The 26,438-nt window shown below is 57.3% G+C and carries 14 protein-coding genes; 11 read left to right on the top strand and 3 right to left on the bottom strand.

All coding sequences use genetic code 11. The features are described from left to right. The first annotated feature begins 159 nt into the window (after window positions 1-159). The 11 genes from HMPREF3055_RS01490 to HMPREF3055_RS01440 all read left to right on the top strand — a co-directional run bounded on the left by HMPREF3055_RS01490 (window position 160) and on the right by HMPREF3055_RS01440 (window position 19,775). Entirely contained in the window at window positions 160-831 is a 672-nt protein-coding gene (locus HMPREF3055_RS01490; protein ID WP_239662189.1) for a TetR/AcrR family transcriptional regulator, read from the top strand. Window positions 832-961: 130 nt separating this feature from the next. Continuing rightward, window positions 962-2,689 carry an MDR family MFS transporter gene (locus tag HMPREF3055_RS01485; protein ID WP_070737530.1) on the top strand — a complete coding sequence of 576 codons (1,728 nt, stop codon included), beginning with the start codon at window positions 962-964 and terminating at the stop codon, window positions 2,687-2,689. A gap of 516 nt (window positions 2,690-3,205) precedes the next feature. Next, a complete protein-coding gene (locus HMPREF3055_RS01480) occupies window positions 3,206-4,201 on the top strand; it encodes an ABC transporter permease (RefSeq protein ID WP_005507218.1) in 996 nt (331 codons plus the stop codon). Beyond that, a complete protein-coding gene (locus HMPREF3055_RS01475) occupies window positions 4,198-5,199 on the top strand; it encodes an ABC transporter permease (protein ID WP_005507216.1) in 1,002 nt (333 codons plus the stop codon). Before HMPREF3055_RS01480 ends, HMPREF3055_RS01475 begins: the two co-directional genes overlap by 4 nt. Beyond that, a complete protein-coding gene (locus HMPREF3055_RS01470; protein ID WP_049346609.1) occupies window positions 5,199-7,292 on the top strand; it encodes an ABC transporter ATP-binding protein in 2,094 nt (697 codons plus the stop codon). Before HMPREF3055_RS01475 ends, HMPREF3055_RS01470 begins: the two co-directional genes overlap by 1 nt. Before the next feature lie 430 nt (window positions 7,293-7,722). Continuing rightward, the gene (locus HMPREF3055_RS01465) at window positions 7,723-9,423 is read left to right on the top strand and encodes an ABC transporter family substrate-binding protein (protein ID WP_070737527.1); all 1,701 of its coding nucleotides are present in this window, start codon (window positions 7,723-7,725) and stop codon (window positions 9,421-9,423) included. 366 nt (window positions 9,424-9,789) lie between these two features. Continuing rightward, window positions 9,790-11,520 carry an ABC transporter family substrate-binding protein gene (locus HMPREF3055_RS01460; RefSeq protein ID WP_070737524.1) on the top strand — a complete coding sequence of 577 codons (1,731 nt, stop codon included), beginning with the start codon at window positions 9,790-9,792 and terminating at the stop codon, window positions 11,518-11,520. Window positions 11,521-11,928: 408 nt separating this feature from the next. Further along, window positions 11,929-13,629 carry an ABC transporter family substrate-binding protein gene (locus tag HMPREF3055_RS01455; RefSeq protein WP_049354461.1) on the top strand — a complete coding sequence of 567 codons (1,701 nt, stop codon included), beginning with the start codon at window positions 11,929-11,931 and terminating at the stop codon, window positions 13,627-13,629. Between the two features lie 443 nt (window positions 13,630-14,072). Further along, the gene (locus HMPREF3055_RS01450) at window positions 14,073-15,782 is read left to right on the top strand and encodes an ABC transporter family substrate-binding protein (protein ID WP_070505850.1); all 1,710 of its coding nucleotides are present in this window, start codon (window positions 14,073-14,075) and stop codon (window positions 15,780-15,782) included. Between the two features lie 333 nt (window positions 15,783-16,115). Further along, window positions 16,116-17,822, top strand: a complete 1,707-nt coding sequence (locus HMPREF3055_RS01445; protein ID WP_070737521.1) for an ABC transporter family substrate-binding protein — start codon at window positions 16,116-16,118, stop codon at window positions 17,820-17,822. Window positions 17,823-18,071: 249 nt separating this feature from the next. Continuing rightward, window positions 18,072-19,775: an ABC transporter family substrate-binding protein gene (locus HMPREF3055_RS01440; protein ID WP_070737517.1), complete on the top strand. Its 1,704-nt coding sequence runs from the start codon at window positions 18,072-18,074 to the stop codon at window positions 19,773-19,775. A 168-nt stretch (window positions 19,776-19,943) separates the two neighbouring features. Here HMPREF3055_RS01440 and HMPREF3055_RS01435 read toward each other — a convergent pair whose 3' ends face one another. The 3 genes from HMPREF3055_RS01435 to HMPREF3055_RS01425 form a co-directional block, all read right to left on the bottom strand. Further along, window positions 19,944-20,882, bottom strand: coding sequence for a dihydrodipicolinate synthase (locus HMPREF3055_RS01435; protein WP_246826869.1), 939 nt, complete (start codon window positions 20,880-20,882; stop codon window positions 19,944-19,946). Window positions 20,883-21,180: 298 nt separating this feature from the next. Then, window positions 21,181-23,253, bottom strand: coding sequence for a glucose PTS transporter subunit IIA (locus HMPREF3055_RS01430; RefSeq protein WP_070737515.1), 2,073 nt, complete (start codon window positions 23,251-23,253; stop codon window positions 21,181-21,183). 532 nt (window positions 23,254-23,785) lie between these two features. Next, complete coding sequence (locus tag HMPREF3055_RS01425; protein WP_070737512.1) at window positions 23,786-26,344, bottom strand: HAD-IC family P-type ATPase; 2,559 nt, start codon at window positions 26,342-26,344, stop codon at window positions 23,786-23,788. Window positions 26,345-26,438: the final 94 nt, after the last annotated feature.

The raw sequence follows: 26,438 nt of genomic DNA, 5'->3' as shown, positions 1-26,438 counted from the left end.
GGGGGGGGGAGTGGGTTTGCCGCTTCGTATGTGATGTGTCGGTATTGTGTGCGGGTGTTGTGTGCCAGTGGCGGGGCCGGAGTTTAGCCGGCTATGCTGTGAGCCTTAACGCTAAAAATGCACTTGAGCATTGTGTGCAGTGGTGAAATAATTGCAGTTATGCAGAAAAAGGAACAGAGCCTTCGCGAACGCCGCCGCGAACAAACCTGGACGGCAATCCACGAAGCAGCCCTCAAACGCGTCCGCGACCATGGGATGCGCGGAACCACCGTTGAAGAAATCGCCCAGGAGGCGGGCGTCTCCCCGCGTACCTTCTTCAACTACTTCCCCTCCAAAGAGGACGCCGTTCTGGGTCTGCGTGAACCGGTGGTCAGCGAGGAAATCCTCGAAACAGACCGCGCCCACGAGGATGACAACACCATCATTCGTGTAACCCACCTTCTCTGGGAGGTCATTTTCCAGAGCTTCCACTACGCCAATGGCAAGGACCCCCGAGCTCCCTTTCAGGAGTTCCCCGAGTCCGCGAAACGAATGAAAATGCACTACATGAAGTGCGAACAGGTGCTCACCGATTACCTGAACACTATTGACTGGGTGGCTTTTGACGCGGCCGGTCGCCGCGGCCCCTTCCCGCGCCGAACCCCCGCTGACCCGCTGACCGATCACTTCCGGGAGCGATCACGCGCAAAGGTCCAGCTTGCCTCCGCGGTGCTTCGTCAGCTGGAGTTCGCCCGCGACCTGGAAGATAAAGAGGATATTGCCCGCCATATCCGCCAGACGGTGAAGACCTTCCAGTTCCTGCTTTTTGAGCAGAACCGACCGGCAATCTAGCGGCGGTTCACTGCTACAAACTACAAAAGCCCGCCGGAAACCGAATCCGAGGCCCCGAATCGAGGCAACCGAATCCAGAGCCCGGCGGACACTCACAACAGACATATAGAACGTAACTAAGGATTAAACGATGAGTACAGAGGAAAAGAATCTACCTCAGCCGCCAGCCGGTGAGGCTAAGCAGGAAAGTAAAAACCGCATCCGCGCCATGTTCCTGGGCCTGGTCATTGTGATGCTCATGTCCTCGCTGAACCAGACGATTCTGGCGCCGTCGCTGCCCACGATTGTGGGTGAGCTTCACGGCGTGGAGCACATGAGCTGGGTGATTACCATTTTCATCCTGCTTTCGACGATTACGATGCCGGTCTACGGTAAGCTATCGGATCAGTTCGGACGCAAGCCCTTCCTGATTTTTGCGATTGTCTCCTTCATGGCGGGCTCCGTGGTCGGCGCGCTCGCACAGAACATGAACTGGCTGATTTTCGCGCGTGCCCTGCAGGGTCTGGGCGGTGGCGGTCTGATGATTCTGTCTCAGGCTGTGATTGCTGATGTGATTCCTCCCCGCGACCGCGGCCGTTACATGGGTATTATCGGTGGCGTTTTTGCGTTCTCGTCGGTGGCTGGTCCGCTGATTGGTGGCTGGATTACTGAGGGGCCGGGTTGGCGTTGGGCGTTCTGGCTGAACCTGCCGCTGGCTATCCTGTCGATTCTTGCGGTGATTTTCTTGCTGCCGCACCGCCCGTTCCGTGACCGTGAGAAGCACAGCATCGACTACCTTGGTTCGCTGATTCTGATGGCGGGCACGAGTGCGCTGGTGCTTGCCACGATTTGGGGCGGTAACCAGTACGAGTGGACTTCGCCGCAGATTATTGGTCTGCTGGTCTTCTCTGTGGTTGCTGCGCTGGTGTTTATCCCGGTGGAGAACCGTGCGGCTGAGCCGGTCATGCCCATGTACCTGTTCAAGAACCGTAACTTCCTGCTGACCCTGGGTGCTTCGCTGGCGCTGGGTGTGGCAATGTTCGGTGCGGTGGAGTACATCCCGACCTACCTGCAGATGGCACTGGGTGTGAGCGCTACGGTGGCGGGTCTGCTGATGATCCCGATGATGGGCGTCATGCTGGTGGTGTCGATTGTGACGGGCCGCCTGGTGTCGAAGACTGGCCGCTATAAGGGCTATGTGACGAGCGGTACCGCAATTGTGGCGTTGGGCCTGTTCCTGCTGTCGACCGTGACTGTTGAGACTCCGACCTGGCTGTTCTGTATTTACCTTGCGGTGATGGGTGCCGGTTTGGGTATGTCTATGCAGTTCTTGACTCTGATTGTTCAGAATGCGTTTCCTGTGACTGTTGTGGGTACTGCGACGGCTGCGAATAACTTCTTCCGTCAGGTGGGTGCTACTGTGGGTGCCTCGCTGGTGGGTGGTCTGTTTACCTCGCGTCTGACGTCGCTGATTTCTGAGCGTATGCCGCAGCAGGCGCTGCAGTCTTCGGGTAGCCATGCGTCTTCGTCTCTGACTCCTGAGCTGGTGGCGTCTTTGCCGGAGCCGGTGCACGGCATCATTGTGAATGCGTATAACGATGCGCTGATTCCGCTGTTCCTGTACCTGGTTCCGCTGGGCCTGGTGTCTACGCTGCTTCTGTTCTTCATTCGTGAGGATGCGCTGGCGACGACCCTGGAGACTGAGCCGGCTGTTGATATTGCCCGTGCGGCGACCGGTGCGATTCCGGTGATTACTCCGGAGATGGCGGCGAAGGATGCGCAGGCTCTGAAGAGCATGCGGGGTCCTACCCGTAGGATGATTGCCGAGTCGTTGAGCTCGGAGGCTTCGCCGGATTCGGAGCCTAACGCTAAGAGCTAGGGTCTTAGCACTAGATGCGGAGGCGTTGCCTTCCTATATAAGCGGCGCCCCGGTGCGAGTCGTGTGCTCGTGCCGGGGCGCCGTTTTTGGCTGAGTTGCCTTAAATAGCGCGCTTAAGAGGTGTGCCTTAGTGCTTGGTTTAGGGGTTGGAAGTGTTGGTTTAGTCCCTTAAATAGTGGGTTTACGTGGTGTTTTGCCCCATTAAAGCGCTTATCGAAAAGGTTATTACGTCCCTATGTCGAGAGAATTGTTTCCGATGTAAAATTTTCGTAAAAATTGTTAATCCGCCCCTTTTCCCCGGTATTCCGGGGCATTTTTTTACCCAGCTCCCTTTTAGCTTGCATACAGGCTGTTCTAAGGGGTGAAAGTGCCCAATGTGGGTTTGGTGGAAGTGTTACAGGCTATATAAGATAAAGTACATATGCTCCTAGTGACAGTCATCACGAAGCAGTGCGCTAGGACAGCATGACACACATGCCTTAACACCGACATCTACACAAGGAGGGGAACCGTCCCATGTTTAGGTACATCCTCCAGCGATCGCTGACGTACCTCGTCATGGTCTTTATTACGACCACGATGGGTTACTTTGCAGCGGTTACTGCCCTGAAGCCTGCCCTCTTGGAGCAGGAAAAGGTTCCGAAGCCTAGCCCCGAGCAGGTGAACCGTAACTTCGCATCCCTGGGTCTCGATCCCGAAATGAACCCCTGGGACCGCTACGTTCAGTGGCTGACCAATGTGGTCACCAAGTTCGATTGGGGCCGTAGCCCCAACGGCGCGTACATTAACCAGGAATTTGGCCAGCGCGTGTGGGTTTCTACCCGCCTGCTGCTGGTGGCTACCATTCTCTCGATTGTGATTGGTATTGCCCTGGGTGTGTACTCGGCAGCTCGCCAGTACAAGTTCTCTGACCGTGTTATCACCGGTTACTCCTACCTGGTCTACATCATCCCCGCTCCCGTTGCTTACTTCGTGGTGCAGCAGGGCGCGACCACTATCAACAACATCGCCGTTGCTAATGGTGGAGAGAAGATTTTCTATGTGACCGGTATTTCGACTCCGGGTCTGACCGGATTCTGGGAAATCACCATGGATATGGCGGCGCACTACGTCGTGCCGACCTTCTGTATGACCATCTTCGGTTGGGCTGGTTACCAGATTGCACAGCGTCAGTACCTGCTCGATAACGTGAACGCTGACTTCGTGCGTACCGCTCGTGCTAAGGGCTTGACCCGTAACCAGGCGATTACTCGCCACGCACTGCGCGTCTCCTTCATCCCCGTGGCACAGTCCATCGCGTACCAGATTCCGATGATTTTTGCGGGTGCATTCTTCGCCGAGACCGTCTTTGCATGGCCCGGTATCGGTAAGTGGTCGATTGACTCCATTTCCGCGCAGGACGTGAACGCTGCGACCGTGACCCTCGCGTACGGTTCTGCACTGTTCGCTGTCGGTGCGATCATCGCTGATATCGCTACCACCATCGTCGACCCCCGAGTGAGGATCTCATGAGTCAGGTAACTGCAACTTCCTCCGTACCGGTGGTACAGGAGAACGGTGACTTCAAGGTCATCAACAAGAGCGTTATTATTCTGCGCCGCTTCCTGCGTAACAAGGCTGCAGTCTTCGGTCTGTGCGTGTTCATCGGCATGGGTCTGTTCGGTCTGTTCGGTAAGTACCTGACCAAGTACAAGCCCAACGACATTGACTACATGGCGCTGGGTGAAGGCCCCTCGGCCGAGCACTGGTTCGGTACCACCATCGCGGGTAATGACGTGTTCGCCATGATGTCTGAGGCCGTCTGGACCTCTCTCCAGATTGGTGTGGTCGTCGGTTTGGCCACTGTGTTCATCTCCGCAGTTTACGGTTGTGTGATGGCGTACTTCGGCGGCTGGATTGACAAGATCATGCTGTTCATCCTCGAGACCCTGATCATGGTTCCCTCGCTGCTGATTCTGGCAATTCTGATTAACGGTCAGGTTGGTAAGCAGATTCAGAAGAGCGTCCCCACCTGGGTTCTGCTCTCTGCAGTGCTGATTGCCTTCGGCTGGATGGGTAGCGCCCGTGTTATTCGTGCAATGGCGCAGTCCCTCATCAACCGCGACTTCGTGAAGGCTGCACGCTACATGGGTGTGCACCCCTTCAAGATTGTGATGCGCCACCTGGTTCCGAACATTGGCTCCCTGCTGGTTCTGAACTTCACCAGCGGCATCATGGGCGCTGTGCTCTCTGAGGTCGCTTACTCCTTCATCGGCATCGGTATTAAGTACCCCAACTACTCGCTGGGCTCGCTGATTTCGGATGCTTCGCAGCAGATTAACACCCTGCCGCACATGTTCTGGTTCCCGGTTCTGTTCTTCTTCCTGCTGGTTGGTCCGCTGGCCCTCATGAACGACGGTCTGCGTGACGCATTCGACCCGACTTCGATGTCGGTCGGTAAGATCAAGAAGTCCAAGAAGAACGAGAAGGCAGAGGCACCCGCTGCCGCTGCAAAGGAGGCGAAGAACTAATGAGTACCTCTCCCGTTCTGAGCGTTAAGGACCTCAACGTCCGCTTCAACACTGAGAATGGCGTCGTGCACGCTGTTCGCGGTGTGAACTTTGACCTGTACCCCGGTAAGACCCTGGGTATTGTGGGTGAGTCCGGTTCCGGTAAGTCCGTTGCTTCCATGGCGATCATGGGCCTGCACCCGACTACCGCTGACATCACCGGTTCGGTCAAGTACAACGGCACCGAGCTGCTGGGTCTGAGCGATAAGGAAATGTGCGCATACCGCGGCAAGGAGATCTCTATGATCTTCCAGGATCCGCTGTCCTCGCTGACCCCCGTGTACACCATTGGTGATCAGATTGCTGAGGTGCTCAAGGTCCACAACAAGGGCATGAGCAAGCAGGCTATCAAGGACCGTTCCATCGAACTGATGCGTATGGTGGGCATTCCTTCGCCGGCTGACCGCCTGCGTTCCTTCCCGCACGAGTTCTCCGGTGGTATGCGTCAGCGCATCATGATCGCTATGGCGATTGCGAATGACCCCCGCGTGCTCATCGCCGATGAGCCCACTACCGCACTGGATGTGACCATTCAGGCGCAGGTGCTGGAGGTTATGCAGAAGGCTCAGGATGAGACCGGCGCAGCGACCATCATGATTACCCACGACCTCGGTGTTGTGGCTGGTATGGCTGACGACATTCTGGTGATGTACGCCGGTAAGCCGGTGGAGATTGCGAAGGCAGAGGACCTGTACAAGCATCCCTCCCACCCGTACACCATTGGCCTGCTGGGTGCGGTCCCGCGTGTGGACCGTTCCGAGAAGGTCTCCCTGGTTCCGATTGAGGGTACCCCTCCGAACCTGATTAACCCGGTGACCGCGTGCTCCTTCCGCCCGCGTTGCCCCATCGCTAAGAGCGGTGGCCAGTGCTGCCAGGACTCCAACGGCGAGCCCGATCTGCAGCTGCTGGAAGGCGTTGGCGAGGGCCACTACTCCTCCTGCACCATCTCTCAGGAGCTGGTCGGTAAGACCGCAGACGAGCTGTACCCGGTTCCGGAACCCCCGGTATCGAAGTACGACGGTATTCCGCGTGAGGAGCGTGCCCCCGTCCTGGAGGTCCGCAACGTCAAGAAGCACTTCCCGCTCATGAAGGGTGCGCTGATTAAGCGCCGCGTGGGCACTGTGAAGGCTGTGAACGGCCTGTCCTTCGACATTCGCGAGGGCGAGTGCTTCTCCATCGTGGGTGAGTCCGGTTGTGGTAAGACCACCACCCTGCTGGAAATCATGGAGTTCAACAAGAACACCGACGGTGAGATTCTGATTAACGGAACCTCCACCAAGGACGGCAAGTCCGCAGGTGAGATTCTTGAGCTGCGTAAGAACCAGCAGATGGTGTTCCAGGACCCCACCGGTGCTCTGGATCCGCGCTTCACCGTTTACGAGGTGCTTGCGGAGCCCCTGGAAAACCAGGGCATGAACAAGGCAGACATCAAGAAGCGCGTCATCGAACTGATGCACATTGTGGGTCTGCAGCCTGACCACGTGAACCGCTTCCCGAACCAGTTCTCTGGCGGTCAGCGTCAGCGTATCGGTATTGCTCGTGCGCTGGCTGTGAACCCCAAGCTCGTGGTTCTGGATGAGCCGGTGTCCGCACTGGACGTGTCCGTGCAGGCTGGCGTGATTAACCTGCTGGAGGAGTTGCGTGCGAACCTGGGTCTGAGCTACCTGATGGTTGCTCACGACCTCGCGGTGATTCGCCACGCATCCGACCGCGTTGCAGTGATGTACCTGGGTCGTATCGTTGAGATTGGTGACGTCGACCAGGTGTTCGACAACCCGATTCACCCGTACACCCGTGCACTGCTCTCGGCGATTCCGGTTCCGGATCCCGAGGTTGAGGCAAAGCGCCACCGCATTATGCTTGAGGGCGACCTGCCCACTCCGGTGAACGCGCCTAAGGGCTGTGGCTTCTCGAGCCGCTGCCCGGTCTTCAAGCTCCTGCCTGAGGACAAGAAGCGTCGTTGCCTGGAGGAGATGCCGGAACTGACCCACGTTGAGGGTGAGGATCACGGTTATGCTTGCTACTTCCCGGAGGCTGAAGCCGCTACGGTGTAGCTCTAGAGTCGGCTGAATAAGTCGCATGTGTGCCGAGGGGCGAATATTCGTTGAATATTCGCCCCTCGGGTTTTTTATGCCCGGTATCGGCGGGCTTGTACGTTGTTCGAGATTGTCACCTAGTGAGACGGTGGGAGCCGCAGAATGTGGCGCTAGGCACTGAAACGCCCCAGGAAACAGGCAAAACCGCCCTGACTAGGTATAACCTTTCTCACCATTCAAGATATGAATATTTATGGGCGGGCTTTCCTGCGGGCTGTAAGCCATAATTAAGCCATGGGCGCGCCGCTAGGGGCGTACCCGAAGGAACACATTCATAGACCGGCACTAATTCATCGCTCACCGCACCCTTTGGGCGGCGCATGAGCAGGGAATCCTTGACGCTTTCCTGCGGGATTATTGAGGGTCAAACGTATAAGAGGACACTCTCATGGAGAAGAATTTCATCCTGAACCGTCGTACCGTTCTCGGTGGCGCTGCAGCACTGGGTACCGTGGGCGTACTGGCTGCGTGCGGCTCGTCCAAGGACTCCAAGGCAACCACCCAGGGCGCAACCGTGGGCACCGATGCAAAGGAGCTTTACGACCTTGGTGAGGCTGCTGTTTCTGAGCTGAAGGATGGCGGCACTCTGCGCCTGGCTATTCCCGGTATTGGTCCGGACTTCAACCTTTTCAGCGCGGACGGCAACTCCCTGTACACCCAGACTGCTATGAGCCCCGTGGCTTACGCAGGCCTGTGGCAGGGTGACCCCATGGGTAAGCGCACTCTGGCTCCCGATTTTGCGAAGAGCTTCGATGTCGCCGAAGAAAACGGTCTGCCCGTTGTCTCCATTGAGCTGAACCCCCAGGCTAAGTTCAACGACGGTACCCCCATTGACTACAAGGCTCTGCAGGCTACCTGGGAGGTCCTCAAGAGCACCGATGGCGGCTACAAGATTGGTACCAGCGGCATCTACAGCAGCATTGCTTCCGTGGAGCGCGACGGTGACGACTTCAAGGTGAAGGTAACTTTCTCCGCACCTTACTACCCGCTGGAGACCCTCTTCGCTGGCATTATGCACCCGGCTCTGCTGGACAAGGAACTCTTCAACACTGGTTTCGTGGACAAGCCGCACCCCGAGTACTGGGTTGGTCCCTTCACCATTGCCGAGGGTGGCTGGAACTCTACCGAAAAGACCCTGACCCTGACCCGCAATGAGAAGTGGTGGGGTGAGAAGCCCGTTCTGGAGCGTATCGTCTTCCGTCAGATGGATTCCGCTGCTGAGCGCGCAGCATTCAAGAACGATGAGCTTGATGCGATTGGTGCTACTACTGTTTCTGCATACAATGAGCTCAAGGAAGTTGCTAACACCGAGATTCGCCGAGGCGCTCGCCTGTTCTCCGGTGGCGTGACCATGAACCCCGCCCGCATGCAGGATGTTGCTCTGCGTCGTGCTGTGGTTGCTGGTCTGAACCGTGAGGCTCTCGCCAAGATTCGTTTCCAGGGCCTGGATTACAAAGAGAAGCTTCCCGGCTCGATGATTCACATGCCCTTCAACGAGTACTACCAGGACGTTTACCCGACTCCGAACAACGATGCTGCTGCAGCTGCCAAGATTCTGGAAGAGGCAGGTTACACCAAGAACGGCGAGTTCTACGAGAAGGACGGCAAGCAGGCTGCCTTCAAGTTCTCCATCTTCGGTGAGGACCCCACCTCCAAGGCTGTCGGTCAGACCCTGGTTCAGCAGCTGAAGTCTGCAGGCATTAATGCTGAGCTTGACTCCCGTGCTGTTAGCGAGTTTAACAAGACCATGACCTCCAAGGATTACGACGCAACCTCTTCCGGTTTCGCTCCGAGCTCCCCGGATGCTACCGAGGCTACCGAGCAGTTCTACATGCGCCGTAAGCCCGAGGAAGCCGGTTCCGATGAGATCAATGAGATGATTGCAAAGATGAAGCTCATTGCTGACAACAAGGAACGCAACCTGGCTTGCAACGAGATTGAGAAGAAGCACCTGGCTGAGTTCGCAGTGCTGATTCCGCTCATCAACGGCCCCGAGTACAAGTTCGTGAAGAAGGGTCTGCACAACTACGGTGTGTCCCTCTTCCAGGGCACCGGCATTCACTGGGAGAAGGTTGGTTGGGCTAAGTAAGTCCTCTTCCCTTCACCTACTAGGTGATTAGCCTAGAGCTATTGAAAGTGTCCACCCGGATTATCCGGGTGGACACTTTTTGCATTTCTGGAGGGGGCTTTGGGTGCTTTTGTGTACCTATGTGGGGGAGTGATGGTATAGCTATCCGGCAAAATCCGAAAAATTCGCGCAAAAACAGGGTATTCATAGTATGAATATCCAAAAGACACGATAAATATTAAGAAATATTGTAAAAATGCTTGGTTTTCGATCCTGGGGCGCGCTACAGTGGAGTCATACAAAGTTATGCAGTGCTCTGCATAAATAATCAACACTTCGGGGATACGGGATACACCCGCCCACGCAAGACAGAAGGAAACCACTCCCATGACCGCCAACACCGCATACACCGCGAGTAGCCACGAAGCGACTAAGAACAGCTTCAGCCGCCGCGCCCTCATTGGCGGCACCGCGGCTCTGGGAGCTGTAGGTCTGCTCAGCGCCTGCGGCAACGGCAGCGCAAGCTCTGAAAAGACCAAGGCCGCCGGCGCCGGTGCCAATATCGAAGACCTCTACAACATCAACGCTCAGGATGTGAACAGCCTGAAGAAGGGCGGCATCCTGCGCCTGCCCGCCGGATCCATCGGTCCGAACTTCAACTTCTACACCCAGAGCGGTAACACCAGCGATAACGTCACCGTTATGAGCACCATCAGTCAGGCTGGCATGTGGAACCTCGACTTTGATGGCACCTACAAGCTGAACACCGACTTCGCTGTCTCCTTCGAGCACAGCAAGAAGGGCGACAAGATTCAGGTTGCCGTCAAGCTCAACCCCAAGGCCGTCTTCAACGATGGCACCCCCATCACCTACAAGGCGCTCCAGTCCACCTGGAACATCTTCAAGAGCCTGGATAATGGCTACAACATTGTCTCCAGTGGCATCTACGAATTCGTTGAATCCGTAGAAAAGGGCGAAGACGACTACAGCGCAATCGTCACCTTCTCCAAGCCCTACCACCCGCTGCAGAGCCTCTTCTCTGAGATTCTGCACCCCGCACTGGAAGACGTCGAGCTCTTCAACAACGGCTTCGTGGATGCGCCCCACCCCGAGTACTGGGCTGGCCCCTTCACCCTGGCGGATAAGGGCTGGGATTCCACTGCGAAGACCTTCAGCGTTGTACCCAATGACAAGTGGTGGGGCACCAAGCCTCTGCTGGACAAGATCGTCTTTACCCAGATGGAGTCCAGCGCTACACGTGCCGCGTTCAAGAACGATGAAATTGACGCTATTGGTGCAAGCACCTCCTCCACCTATGCCGAGGTGAAGAACATTGCGGGTACCGAACTGCGTAAGGGCACCCGCCTCTACGCCGGCGGCCTGGATATCAATCCCCGCCGCGTCAAGGATGCTGCCCTGCGTAAGGCAATCTTCGTCGGCACCAACCGTGAAGCACTCGCAAAGATTCAGTTCCAGGGTCTGCCCTACGAGGAAGCTATCCCCGGTTCGATGATTCACATGCCCTTCTCGCCCTACTACCAGGATTCTTACCCGACCCCGAATAACAGTGTTTCGGAGGCGCAGAAGATTCTGGAAGCCGCCGGCTACACCAAGAACGGCGACTACTACGAGAAGGATGGCACGAAGGCTGGCTGTGCAGTGGTGGTCTTCGGTGATGACCCGACCACCAAGGGTAAGGCTCAGACCTTTACCCAGCAGATGAAGGATGTTGGCATTGAGATCCGGATCGATCAGCATGCCGATAGCGAGTTCGCCACCATTTTGGGCGACTGGGACTACGATATTTCCTTCAGCGGCTACTCGGTCTCTGCTGACGCGACCGAGAGTACCAAGCAGTTCTACTACTCCGAGAACAACGAAGGTATCGGCAGCAAGGAAATCGATGCCCTCATCGACGCCATGACCCTCATTGAGGATGACAAGGAACGTAACCTCGCCTGCAACGAGATTGAGAAGAAGCACATGGCGGAGTTCGCCTTCCTGGGCACCATTACGAACGGTCCTGACTTTGTGATGGTCAAGAAGACTCTGGCTAACTACGGTCCGCGCCTGTACAAGTCGATGGACTGGGCTGCTGTGGGCTGGATGAACTCCTAGGGGTTCCTGTCCTATGAGCGGGTCGAATGCGTATATGCGCGTTCGGCCCGCTTTGCTGTGCCTGCTGACCATTTCTGGAGGTGGGGGAGGGGTGTTGCGCGAAGGATAGTGGGGTTGTGTCGATATGGATTTAGGCCCGCTGCCTTAGGGCCGGGCGTAATAATTAAGAAATATTTATCGTGTTGCACACTTGTAGTGATATGTGTGGTGTACACTACTAAAAATATTAAATGTGGCTTAGAACATAGCTTTAGGTCACATTATTTTGCATGGCTTGACCTGCCCGCCCATCACCGCAGATAGCAGGCGCTCCTACAGGCGGAAACCCCGCCTCCAGAGCACGCGAGCCACCCACTCTACACTGCAAACACTGCATCAGCGCAGTCCACACCCCGCAAGGAGCCCATCATGAGCCCCCACCCCATCCCCTCCCTCTCCGGATTCAACCCGATCATGAGCCGCCGCGTACTGTTCGGCGGCGCAACCGCCGTCGCTGCTGCCGGCGTACTGAGCGCTTGTGGCTCCTCGTCCTCCAAGACCGAGCACAAGGCAAGCGAAACCCCGTTCTATGAAATCAACGAGCAAGATGCCTCGAAGCTCAAGCAGGGCGGTACCCTGAACCTGAGCACTTACTCCCTCGGTCCGGACTTCAACCGTTTCTCCCAGAACGGCTCCAGCACCTCCGTCTCCGAAACCATGGGCGTTATCGCCGGTGCCGGCATCTGGCGCAGCACCTTCAAGGGTGAAGACGAGCTCGACCCCAACTACTGCCTCGGCTTCGAAGCTAAGGAAGTAGACGGCAAGATCACCGCAGAGGTTCGCCTGAACCCCAAGGCAGTCTTCAACGACGGCACCCCCATCGACATCGACGCCCTCAAGGCAACCTGGCAGATCCAGCGTGACCCCGACGGTGAATACAAGATTGCCGCAGCAGGTATCTACGAGTACATCGAAAGCGTTGAAGCTATCGATGGCGACCGCTACCACGCACGCGTTGTTTTCAAGACTGCGCACAACCCCGTCAAGGGTCTGCTCTTCGGCGGAATCCTGCACCCGGCGATGCTCGACGTAAACCTCTTCAATGAAGGCTTCGTGGACAACCCCCACCCCGAGCTCGGTTGCGGCCCCTTCACCCTGGCACCCAACGGCTGGAACTCCTCCGAGAAGACCTTCACTGCTGTGCCCAACGACAAGTGGTGGGGTGAGAAGCCCAAGCTGGACCGCATCGTCGTGCGTGAAATGGCAGACGCTGCAGCTCGCGCCGCCTACAAGAACGGCGAGCTGGACGTCGTGGAATCACGTACCCTCAGCGCCTACAACGAGATGAAGGACGTTGCAAACTCTGAAATCCGCCGCGGTCGCCGCCTCTTCGCCGGCGGCATGAACCTGAACGCAGAGCACATCACTGATGTTGCTGTCCGTAAGGCAATCTTCCTGGGTATCGACCGTGGTGCTCTGGCAAAGATTCGCTTCCAGGGTCTGCCCTACGAAGAAGAAGTTCCCGGCTCGATGCTTCTGTTGGGTTCCTCCCAGTACTACCGCGACAACTACCCGGCACGTAACCCGGAGGAAGCACGCAAGGTCCTGGAGAAGGCAGGCTACACCAAGTCCGGCGACTTCTACGCGAAGGACGGCAAGACCATCACCTTGAAGCTGACCACCTTCGGTGATGACGCCACTACCAAGGGCCAGGCACAGACCTTCATCCAGAGCATGAAGGAAATCGGCATTAACTTCGAGCTCGATTCGCGTGCACAGTCTGAATTCTCGAAGGTTGTTGGTAACCGCGAGTACGACGTAAGCATTTCGGGCTTCGGCGTGACCTCCGAGCCGACCAGTGCAGCCGAGTACTTCTACCACTCCAAGAACTGGAACGGCGTCGGCACCCCCGAAATCGACGCTATGGTCGACGAGATGGTCACCATCCTCGATGACGCTAAGCGCGCCGAGAAGTGCAACGAAATTGAGAAGAAGCACATGAGCGAGGTTTGCCTCTTCATCCCCTTCCTCAATGGCCCGGACTTCAAGGCATGCCGCCCGAAGCTCGCTAACTACGGTGCGTTCCTCTTCAAGACCACCGACTGGTCTACCGTCGGCTGGATGGCATAAGCCGCAGTTTTAAGCTCCCCGCCCCCTATACGTTTTCGCAGTGTCGTATGGGGCGGGGAGCTTTTTCTTGTGGAGGGTTCAGTGCGCTTTAGCTGCCCCGTCGCTGTGCTTGTAACTTGTAACGACTCTCAAAGCACCGGATGTGACGCGCTCGCATGCTGATCGGACATAATATTTTATTTTTTAGTTTTTATGCATGTGTTCCGTGTAATGGTGAGGGTTGAAGATGTCGCAGGTGCCATTTTTATACGCCGTACGGTTTGTGTGGAGGTTGGAATGTGGTCTGCGCCGCTTCTTTTGGGGGTATACTGTGTTTCAATCACAAACAATGTGGGGGCTCTCACAAGGGTGATCGGCAGAGGCTTCGTCGCCACTGCACACAAGACGCACAACATCGTGCGCCATACGATGCACACCCGAGCCCTCCGGCACGAGGAGAACACATGACTCATCTGCGTATTAACCGCCGTACCCTGCTGACCGGCACTGTTGCCCTGGGTACCGTCGGCCTGCTCGCTGCATGCGGCGGCGGCTCTGACAAGAAGATCAGCGGTAAGGCTGCATCAAGCACCGAGGAAATCGTCAAGAACCTCGAAATCAACAAGCAGGACCGCTCCTCCCTCAAGCAGGGTGGCGAGTTCCGCGGTAGCGTCTCTGCAGTCGGCCCGAACTTCAACATTCTGACTCAGAGCGGCTACACCACCGAGAACCTCACCGCATTCGGTGGCGCCTGCAACATCCCCTCCGCTATCGGCTTCACCTCCCTGAGCCCTGCTGGCGAATACAGCCTCAACGACGACTATGTCAGCGACTACAAGGCAGAGACCGTTGGCGGCGTGCAGACCATCACCTTCAAGCTCAACTCTAAGGCTGTCTTCAATGACGGCACCCCCGTTGACATTGAGGCAATCCGCGCCGCGTGGACCGTCTATCGCAACCCCGATGACGGCTACAACGTCATCGCCGCTCCCTTCTGGCAGCAGGTAGCGTCCATCGACCCCGTGGATGGCGACAAGACCCGCGTCAAGATCGTCATGTCCAAGCCCCTGTACCCTGCCGAGACCCTCGGCCTGCTCGGTCTGCACCCCGCACTGACCGACAAGGAGCTCTTCAACAACGGCTTCGTGAACAAGCCCATGGATCAGTACTGGTCCGGCCCCTTCAAGATTGGCGAGTGGAACTCTTCGGCTAAGACCCTCACCCTCGTGCCCAACGACAAGTGGTGGGGCGAGAAGCCTCTGCTGGACCGCATTATCTGGCGTGAAATGGGCGACGAAGCAGAGCGCGCAGCGTTCAAGAATGGCGAGCTGGACAGCATCGGCTTTGCTGGCCTGGCAACCTACAACGCCGTCAAGGGTCAGCCCGGTGTCCAGATTCGCTCCGGCCAGAGCGTCGGCGTGATCAACCTGCAGTTCAACCCGACCCGCGTGACCGACACCGCCCTGCGCCGTGCAGTCTTCGCCGCGGTTGACCGCTCTCAGCTGGCTAAGGTCAAGTTCGGCCAGATCAACTGGGAAGAGCCCCTGACCGGCTCCATGATTGCTATGCCCTTCCAGAAGGGCTACCAGGACGCTATGCCTTCTAACCCCGGCCCCGAGGCTGCGGCAAAGATCCTGGAAGCAGCAGGCTACTCCAAGAATGGCGACTACTACGCCAAGGACGGTAAGACTGCAGGCTTCTCCATCACCTACTTCGGTTCGGATGCAACCTCCCTGGCTCAGTTCCAGAACCTCGAGCAGCAGCTCAAGGCAGCAGGTATTAAGCTCGAGCAGGATAACCAGCCGCAGTCCCAGTTCAACTCCGTGATGGGCTCTAAGCAGTACGACTGCGCCTTCTCCGGCTGGGGTATTGGTGCTGACCCCGCAGACAGTGTTCAGTACTTCTACACCAGCGAAATCAACGAAGGTGTGGGCGATCCCGAGCTGGATAAGTTCATCGCGTCCATTTACGAGAAGGAATCCCACGAGGAGCAGTTGAAGATGGCTGCTGAGGCTGAGAAGCAGCACATGGAGAAGGTCGCTATTTACTTCCCCTACGCTAACGGCCCCAGCTACGCAGCTGTGAAGGAGAAGCTGGCTAACTACGGTCCTTCCCTCTTCGCAACCAGTTACACCGACCCCAAGCGCTGGACCAATGTGGGTTGGCAGAACTAAAGCCACACGTTAATTTTCTGGATTCCTATTCGGTAGTTGCTGAATTTTTGGAGGCGCCGGCATAAGACTCCGGAAGGGTAAAGTCCCGCGGTATTCCGCCTCAGAGGCGGGATGCTGCGGGACTTTTCTGCGTTTTTGATGGGTGGTTATTGTGGTGGGGCAGTTTCGGGGATTGGCTGAAATATTTTCCCTGAAACGGTGAACTAGGTCATAGTGCATGGGAAATGTGTGTATACTATTGCCAATGCAAAATGTGCGTGCTGTCACAAAGGTGTGCGGGTTGTGTTCCCCCGCGTACAAAAATTCAGCATCCCACCTAACTGAGGAAAACTAATGACCACTTTCACCCTCAACCGTCGTACCCTGCTCACCGGCACCGTTGCCCTGGGTACCGTCGGCCTGCTCGCAGCCTGCGGCGGCAACTCCTCCAAGAACGAAACCAGCGCTCTCTCCGCCGGCGACGACCTCTCCAAGGCAGTCTCCTACAACGAGAAGGACCGCTCCGCCCTCAAGGACAGCGGCGAGCTGCGACTGAGCGCAGACGGCATTGGCCCGAACTTCAACATCCTCAACACCAACGGCTACACCGCCGGTAACCTGAACATTCAGGCGGCAATCAACTCCGCCTTCACCGGCGGCTTCTATGCTGACTTCCGCGGCGAGTCGCACATGAACGAGGACTACGTCACCGAATACAAGGCGCAAACCGTTGACGGCGTGCAGACCGTGACCTTCAAGATCAACCCCAAGGCAGCCTTCAACGACGGTACCCCCATCGACGTGAACGCCGTCAAGAGCTACCAGACCATCTACACCGCCGCGGCATCCGGTTCGGACTACCAGATCACCCCCTCGCCCATCTGGGAACAGGTCGCAAGCGTCGAGGCTGTGGACGGCGATACCCGCCACGTGAAGGTCACCATGTCCAAGCCCTGGTACCCCATCGAAGGCAGCTTCACCTCGTTCCTGCACCCGGCATTCGCCGACCCCAAGTTCTTCAACGACGGCCTGAACGACAAGCCCCTCGACCAGTACTGGGCAGGTCCCTTCAAGGTCGGCGAGTGGAACTCCTCCTCCAAGGTGCTCACGGTCGTTCGCAACGAGAAGTGGTGGGGCCAGAAGCCCGCTCTTGAGCGCATCACCTGGCGTGAAATGAGCTCCCAGGCAGAGCAGGCAGCTTACAAGAACGGCGAAATCGACTACGTGGATGCCAGCACCCTCAGCTCCTACAACGAGCTCTCCGGCGTGGCAAACACCGACATTCGCAAGGGTAGCGCTCTCAGCGTGGGCAACTACGAAATCAACCCCGAAAAGGTGCCCCTGCCCGTCCGCCGCGCATTCGTTGCAGCCCTCAACCGTGAGCAGTTGCAGAAGCTGCGCTACGAGAAGCTCGGCTGGAAGGAAACCCTGCCCGGCTCCATGTGCATGCTACCCATGCAGGAAGGCTACCAGGACAACTACCCGACCAAGCTTGGCAAGGACGTCGCCACCAAGATCCTTGAGGACGCAGGCTACACCAAGAACGGCGACTACTACGCTAAGGACGGCGCTAAGGTCTCCTACCCGGTTATCACCTTCGGTAGCGACCCGGTTGTCAGCTCCACCGCGCAGTTCCTCGTCCAGCAGATGAAGGAAATCGGCGTTGAACTGACCATCGAGAACCACGGTGCTTCTGAAATGTCGAGCATCATCTCCTCGAAGAACTTCGCGATTAAGACCGGTGGCTACGGCATCACCACCTCCCCGGTGGATGCGGCGAACTACTTCTACATCTCCGAGACCAACAACGGTCACGGTAAGGATCTGGACTCGCTGGCAGCAACCATGATGTCCACCGAGGACCCGAAGGAACAGCTCAAGATCATGAACGAGCTGGAGAAGCGCCACCTGGACGAGGTCGCCATCTACGTGCCCACCCACAACGGCCCGAACTTCAAGGCGTGCCGTAAGGGCCTGGCGAACTACGGCCCCATGCTCTTCGGCCTGCCCTACTACAACCCGAACGTATGGATCAACGTCGGTTGGGAGAAGCAAAACTAAGCGTTGAGCACCGCTCACACACTCCATAAGGGGTAAAAGCGCTACAGCGGCGTGTTACAAAAGGATTAAAACCTTCTGTAGCACGCCGCTTTCCCGTTCCTAAGAGAGTCGCACGGATATACTTAAAACAAATGTGGGCATTCTGCCCGCAACCCCGGCAGAGACTGTCCTCCCGCCGGGTTGGAGTGTGGGTTACGCACCGTTCGCGTACCGCCTCCACAACACTGCGAATACTCTAGGAGAAATTCCATGAAGAGCATGTCTGTCTCTCGCCGTACCCTCCTGACCGGCACCGTTGCCCTCGGCACCGTTGGTCTACTGGCTGCCTGCGGCAGCTCGAAGGAAAAGGTTGGCGGTAGCGCCGCTAACAACGCTGAAGATATTCTGAAGAACCTTCAGGTCAACAAGCAGGACCGTTCCTCCCTCAAGCAGGGTGGCACCCTGACCCTCGCGGCTACCGCCCTGGGCCCCAACTTCAACCTGCAGACCCAGAGCGGCTACACCTCCAGCAACCTGGACGCTCTGGCACCCTGCAACATTCCCGCCGTGATGGGCTTCTACACCATGAGCCCCGAAGGCGAAGGCACCCTCAACCCCGAGTTCTGCACCGAGCACAAGACCGAGACCGTCGATGGCGTGCAGACCGCGACCTTCAAGATCAACCCCAAGGCTGCCTTCAACGACGGCACTCCCATGGACGTGAACGCTGTTCGCGCCATGTGGAAGGTCTACAGCGCAGTCACCGACAACCCCTACCACATCACCGATAACACCATGTGGCAGCAGGTTGAAAGCATCGAGGCTGTGGACGGCGACAACTTCCACGTCAAGGTCACCATGAAGGCTCCGTATTACCCCTCCGAGGGTCTGTGCGCCTTCGCAATCCACCCCGCACTGGAAGACGTCAACCTCTTCAACGAAGGCTTCGTTGACAAGCCCCTCGACCAGTACTGGGCAGGTCCCTTCAAGGTTGGCGAGTGGAACTCCTCCCAGAAGGTGCTCACCCTGGTCAAGAACGACAAGTGGTGGGGCGAGAAGCCGGTGCTGGACCGCATCATCTGGCGTCAGATGGACTCCGAAGCAATCCGTGCAAGCTTCAAGAACGGCGAACTGGACGCCTTCACCTTCGTGGGTGCAACCAGCTACAACGCTGTGAAGGGCCAGGCTGGCACCGAGATTCGCCAGAGCCAGAACACCAACGTCAACATCATTCAGCTGAACCCCAAGCGCATCGAGGACCTGGCACTGCGCCGCGCAATCCTTGCTTCTGTGGACCGCGAGCAGATCGCTAAGGCATACTTCTCGCAGCTTGGCTGGACCGAGCCGCTGCCCGGCTCCATCATCGCAATGCCGTTCCAGAAGGGTTACCAGAACAACTACGCTGGTGACACCGGTGCACAGGCAGCTGGCAAGATTCTGGAGGCTGCAGGCTACTCCAAGTCCGGCGACTACTACGCTAAGAACGGCAAGGTTGCTGGCTTCGCTCTGACCTCTTTCGGTTCCGAGGCGGTCTACCAGGCGGTCTACCAGATTCTGGAGCAGCAGCTGAAGTCCGCAGGTATCCGCCTGAGCGCTGACAACCAGCCGCAGTCGAACTCCAACTCCGTGCTTGGCCAGAAGAGCTACGAAGCAATCTTCACCGGTTGGGGCGTTCTGCCCGACCTGGCTTCCTCGGCACCCTACTTCTTCACCACCGAGGTGTTCGGAGTCGGTGACCCCGAAGTTGATAAGCTCATCGAGAAGCTGCAGAACACCGAGAAGGAAGACGAGCGCATCAAGATCGCTAACGAGGCGGAGAAGCTCTACTACGAGAAGGTCGCAGTGTACCTGCCCTACGCAAACGGCCCGATGTACGCCGCTGTTAAGGCTAAGGTCGCGAACTACGGTCCGTCCCTGTTCAAGCAGAGCTACACCAGCGCTGACTACTGGGTCAACGTTGGCTGGCAGGAGTAGTACCGCTTGCGGTAACGCTCTAGCCGTCCTGTAGGACTCGAAATCCCGGGTACTCTCACGAGAGAGTGCCCGGGATTTTTCTGTCCCGCTTGTTCTGCGTCCTTTAGCTGGATACATTAGCGGGATATGTAATTACAAAAACTAGGGGAGCGCCACTCTAACTGGCTGCTACCACTCGCCCAGGTACAGGGCACGCTCCTGCAGGTACCTCAACATCTTCGGGTTCTGCCGCAGATAGAAGATACGGTAAATGCCGCCTCCAGCAACGATGAAAGCCAGCGGGAAACCCAAAATCACGAGCACACGGCTCATATTAGCGGACAGATCAAACGGATCACCGCTGGTTGCCACCAGCACAATCCAGAGAGAATAGCCCACGCAGGCGAGCAGAGTGCCCCACATGCCGCGCACGAGCCAACTCACCAGCGTCACCGCAATGACCCACGCCAGCGCCAACGTGAACTGGTGCCGCTCCGCCTGAGCCCAAGGGAGCGCCCCCACGTAAATAATTGCGGGGATGCCCAGGTACCCGGGGATATTCAGCGAGGCAAGAATATTCACGCAGAAATATCCCAAGAAAATAGCGCTCAACGACGAGGACAGGAACAGGTGCAGGGGAATCATGCCGTCGCCGCTATAGACGGCGGTCGGGCCAGCGTACACGGTTTCAAACATGAGGGTCAGCGGAGTCATCATGTACTCAATCCAGACGACCAGTGCAAAAGCACCGAAAATGCCCAGAGCCTGCATCAGCGCAATCAACCGTGAACGCGCATCGTGAGGAATGGTGAAGCTCTGCCCCTTCGCCTTGACGCCGCAGACATGAACGACAGCCACCATTGCCGCGATGCACAGCACCCAGCGCACGAGGACCCCCGGTAGCTCAGGAAGACCTCCATAAGCCCCCGTAGCGGGGTCACCCCAGGCTCCGGGGAGCAGCGTAATAGCGTGAGTACCCTCGGGGAGGCTGGTGAAGGAAGCAAGCCGGTGCGGTTCGTAGATAACCCACCACAGAAGACAGGCTGGAATCAGCGCGGAGAGCTTACGTAACAGAACCGGAAACGGCGCAGACTCGTAGACGAGCGCCTCAAGATTGAGCCGACGCATCAGCCGCCGAACAGGAGAAAGAGCGCGTAGCTTTTTTGCTGCTCTTCCCACACTCCGGTATCCCATGTCCTAGTATCAGAAGACATCATCGTATTCCCTATCACTTGAGAACTTCCTTGTTGAGCGTATTCTTACATTAGCAGAAATACCCCAGGGTAGTGCCTAAACCCCAGCAAACCCTGCCCAGCAAACCCGGCTCAAAGAATCAGCACATCAGGAAACAGGGCATAAGGGAAAGGGAACATAAGGAAAGGGACCCCACCACAATGGTGGGGCCCCTTAGAGCCTAGAAAGCGAACTACTTAGTGGTCACCTTCAGGACAGTGCTCAGGTTCTGGTGAGCAACGCCCGGCAGACCCTTAACCTCAGTGAACTTGCGGGTGTTGGTCACAATCACCGGGGTAATCAGCGGGTAACCCGCCTCCTTGATAACCTCAGGATCGAACTCAATCAGAGCGTCGCCAGCAGCAACAACATCGCCCTTAGCAACCTTCACGCTGAAGCCCTTACCGTCCAGGTTCACGGTATCCAGACCAACGTGAATCAGCAGCTCAATGCCGTTCTCCAGCTTCAGACCCACAGCGTGGCCCGAGGGGTAGGTTGCAGCAACCTTACCGGCAGCGGGAGCAACAACAGTGGTACCGGTCGGCTCAATAGCCACACCCTCGCCCAGCTTGCCAGCAGCGAAAATCGGGTCCGGAACATCAGACAGAGCAACAGCAGTACCCTCAATCGGAGCGTGCAGCTCAATGACCTCACCAGCGGAAGCAGCGGGTGCAGCAGCGGCGGTCGCAGTAGCGGCAGCAGCCGGAGCAGCCTTAGCGGCAACAGCCTCAGCCTTAGGAGCGGCCTCAGCATCCTCAGCCTTACGCTCCGCAGCGTGCCTTACAGCGTCAGCCTTCGACTCGTAACCGAACAGCAGAACACCGGTCATAGCGCCGAAGAACGCAATAGCCAGACCAATCACGTACAGGTACGAGGGCTGCATAGCCGGAATCGACAGCAGCGAAGTGAACGCGAACGCGTAGGACTTAACGCCCAGGAAGGAAATGGTAGCGCCACCAATAACAGCGGGAACCAGAATAATCGGGATCACGCGCTTGTAGCGGAGCACAACACCGTACAGGGACGGCTCGGAAATACCACCGAGCAGACCGGACATCGACGCACCAACAGCGGTCTGGCGCAGCTCGCGGTCGTGCTTAGCCTTAATAGCCACACCGGTCACAACACCGAACACAGCGAAGTTGTAAGCACCCATCGGGGACTGAATGAAGTCAGTACCCATGGTCTGCAGGTTGTTAATCATGACAGCGTTCAGCGGCCAGTGCAGACCCAGCGGAACCATGAACAGGTACAGGCCAGCAATCAGAGCACCAACCAGAGCCGGAGCAACATCGTTAATCATCTTCAGGAAGTCAGAGATGCCCATAGCCACACCGATACCGATGGGGCCCACCAGGAACGCGGTCACCGGAACCAGAATCATGACCGAAATCATCGGCACGAACACCATCTGCAGCATCGAAGGAATAACCTTCTTCAGGAAGCGCTCAAACGGAGCCAGCAGAGCAACAGCCAGCAGCGGGGGGAAGACCTGACCGGTGTAGCTGAATGCGTACAGCGGCAGATCCAGACCAAAGAACGGAACGTTCAGAATCTTAGTGGTCTTGTCAGCCAGAGCAGTCAGATCGGTGAAGGTACCGGTCATCAGTGCAGCGGGGATAGCCGCACCAACCCACATGTTCGCGCCCAGACGCTTAGCAGCGGTAGCACCCAGCATGATGGGCATGAAGTTCAGAACCGACAGCGAAGCAGCCTTCAGGATGTACCAGAAAGCGAACTGCTGCATCCACTGGGTGTTCAGAGCCTTAGCAGCCTCCGGGTCAGCCACACGAGCACCGTTAATGATGTCGATGTTCACGCTTTGACCGGTCAAGTCAGTGTACTGGCCGAAGAAGCCCAGCTGCTGCAGGAACACAATCAGGGTCAGAATCATCGAGGTACCCAGAAGTGCCCACAGCAGAGGACGGAAGGAGTCAGACAGAACGTCGAAGACGTTGGTAAGCCAGCCGGACTTCTTGCCCTCAGCCTCAACCTTGGTGTCACCCTCAGCGTGGCCGGACATAGAAGGCAGAGCGTTGATCTCGTTGTACACAGCCTCAACGCGATCGCCCAGAACAACCTGAGTCTGGCCGGACTGCTCAATCACAGAGAGAACGCCGGGCAGGCCCTCAATCTTCTTGTTCTGCACTGCATCGTTAGACACAGGAGTGACACGAAGGCGGGTTGCACAGTGAGTAATGTGCGCGATGTTCTCGGGGCCACCCAGGCCGTCAAGAATCTTCTCGCCAAGTTCGCGGTTATTCACGATACTTCCTTAGATATGCGGTCAATGTCTACTACGTGTTGCTACAGGAGGCTGCGCTCGCCGGGGACCCCAGAAAGGGGAAACCCAGAAGCGGGTAACACCCCAGAAAACACAAAAGACCCGAGTCTCTCGACCACCGGAAGCACTACACTCGTGCCCACTATTGGAGCTTCGGTACAGCAAATAGAGGGGAATATTCAGCAGAAGGTACTGCTGTCCCACTACGGTGTTGAGTAACTCAGGTCTTGCCTGCCAAATCAGTAACAACCCTGAAGAAGGTTTCCCTTCTCAAATAGTTCCCTGTAACTCTAAGGGTTTTCCCAGGTTAAGAGCAAGGTGAGAGGTAGAAGCTATCAGAAGCTGTTAAATGTTTCACCCAAGTGATAGCTGGGGCACGCCCTCGACACTGCTTGCGGGAGTCTCCCGGCGGGCTCCCGCGCACTCCGGAGGGGCCACATGCGAAGACGCGGAAGGGCCCCGCATCCACAGGATACGGGGCCCACACGCCACCGAAGCAACTACCTCCAGCTAACTACTTAGCCGGGAAGAAATTCAGCGGAGCAACCTCCAGCTCAGGGTAATGACGCTTCTGCCAACGGCGGTTACGATGCGCATTCACCTCAATCAGCACGGCACCCAGAGCACCAGCACCCAGAGCCGTCCACAGCAGGTGCGGAAGCACAGTAACGAACTGGTGGTACTCAACCAGAACCGGCACGAACAGCGCCGCGAAGAACACCGCCAGCAACGCGCCAAACAGCAGAACACGAGCACGGTTGAACGGACGAGCCACCGCAGCCAGGTTCCACAGACCCATCATTACCAGAGTGATGAACGAAGCCGTCTGAATCTGACGGATGTCCTCAACGCCCATGCCACGAGCCGTGAACGTCACCGCCAACAGCATCGCAACCACAATAATCGAGTTCGGAACCGTGTAATTCAGCACGCGGCGCAAGAAGCCCGGCACATAACGGCGCGAATTCGGCAGCAGAGTCAACGCGAAGGACGACGCACCCACAATCAAGAAGTCAGCCGTCGAGTACTGACGCGGCAAGAACGGGAAGGTCAAACCGAAGAGGCTGAACAGAACACCCAGCAGAATCGCGAAACCGGTCTTCGTCAAGAACAGGTTCGCCACCATCTCAATGTTCGTAATGACCTGGCGGCCCTGCTCCAGGGCAGCCGGCAGAGACGAGAACTTACCGTCCAGCAGAACCAGACGAGAAACAGCCTTCGTCGCGGGAGCAGCGTTACCCATCGCAATACCCAAGCTTGCATGCTTAAGCGCCAGAGCATCGTTAATGCCGTCACCGGTCATCGCAACCACATGGCCGCGCTCCTTCAGAGCAATCACCATGTTCTTCTTCTGCTCGGGCGACACACGACCGAAAATATTGTGAGTAGCCGCAGCCTCAGCAAGCTCCGGACCGTCCTCAGGCAGAGTCGAAGCATCAACCGCACCCGCAGACGTATCCATGCCCGCAGTCTTCGCAGCCGCAGCCACAGTGAACGGGTTATCACCCGAGAAGACCTTCAGAGTCACACCCTGACGGTGGAAATACTCCACAATTTCAGGCGCATCCGCTCGCACATTCTCACGGAAAATCACGAACAGAACCGGGGCAGCATCCGACGGGATCTTCTGGATCGGCTCATCCTTCTCGTTGCGAACCACCGCAGAGGCATGCGCCAAAACCATCGTGCGCAGACCCAGTGCCGCCAGCTCAGCGGCACGCTCACGCTCAGCGCTACCCTTGGCGAGAAGCGCCTCCGGAGCGCCCAGAAGCCACGCACCCGAATCCTTAAACTCAATCGCGCTAAAACGCAGAGCCGACGAGAACGGCACAATACCGCTTACCGACGCCGAGGAAGCATCCGGGAAGCCACCGGTCAGAGCCGCAGCGGTCGGGTTCGCGTTCTCATCGTGACCAAACCATGCCAGCGCCTCATTCCAGCCGGCAGGCAGAGAAGCACGCCAAGAAGTGTGCTCGGCAGAGTCAGCAGCCGGGCCCTCAGCCTCAGCAACGGTGTCCAGCGGGCGCACCGAATCAAAAATCACGCCACCCTCAGTCAGGGTGCCGGTCTTATCGAAGCAGACCACATCCACACGAGCCAGAACCTCAACCGCAGGCTGCTCCTGCACCAGGATGTTGTGCTTACGGCCCAGCGCCACAGCCGCCGCCGCAAACGCCAGAGTAGTCATCAGCGCCAGACCCTGCGGAATCATCGAAGCAACCGAGGACACCACAGCAATAGAAACCTGCTCCCACAGGTGGTTCTGCTGCACGGTCTCCAGGCCACCAGCAGCCTGAATCTGACCCCACGACACCACAGGAATAATGACCGCAAGACCCACCGTAATCCAGCGGACCACACGGTTCAGCGCATCACGCAGCTCAGACTGAATACGCGAGAACTGGCGCGCCTCATCAGAAATCTTACTTGCACGAGAATTCGCACCCACGTGAGAGAGCAGGACGCGGCCGGTACCACCCAGCACACTCGACGCCGACAGCACCATATCGCCGGGGCGCTTAGCAATCGGGTCGTTCTCACCGGTCAGCAGGGACTCATCCAGCTCCAAAGAATCGGAGGTGAGCACAACAGCATCCGCCGGAACCTGATCGCCGCGCTTGAGGATGACAACGTCACCCTCAACCAGCTGCTCCATCGGAACCTCAACGCTCTTGCCGTCACGCACGGCAGTAGCGGGGGAGCGGTCCAGCAGGGAGATGCGGTCCAGCTCAAGTTTCGCCTTGTACTCCTGCACAAAACCAATCACCACGTTAGCGATAACAGCCGCCAGGAAGAGCAGATCAGCCCAACGCTGGTACATGATCACCACGGCACCACAGGCACCCAACACAAAGTTGAAGACCGTGAACAGGTGCGCACGCATAATGCTCCACAGCGTGCGAGAAGACTTATTGTTCTGGGTATTGACCCTACCTTCAGCAGTCAGGCGAGCAACATCATCGCTGCTCAAACCGTGCTGGGCAATATCGAAAGATCCGCTATGCGGTGTTTCAGAATATTCGGGAATGTAGCCGGCAACGGCAGGCGCTGCCGTTTTCTGCTGAGGATCCATGCGGGGGTCTCTTTCTCGAATGGATGGAATGCTGAACTGAATAGAGTTCAGTATTGCGGACACTACCTTTCAGTGTATCCGTGTAGGAGGGGAT

It is taken from the genome of Rothia sp. HMSC061C12, from assembly GCF_001815755.1.
GTDB lineage: Bacteria > Actinomycetota > Actinomycetes > Actinomycetales > Micrococcaceae > Rothia > Rothia mucilaginosa.
This window is presented reverse-complemented; position numbering and strand designations above follow the sequence as displayed.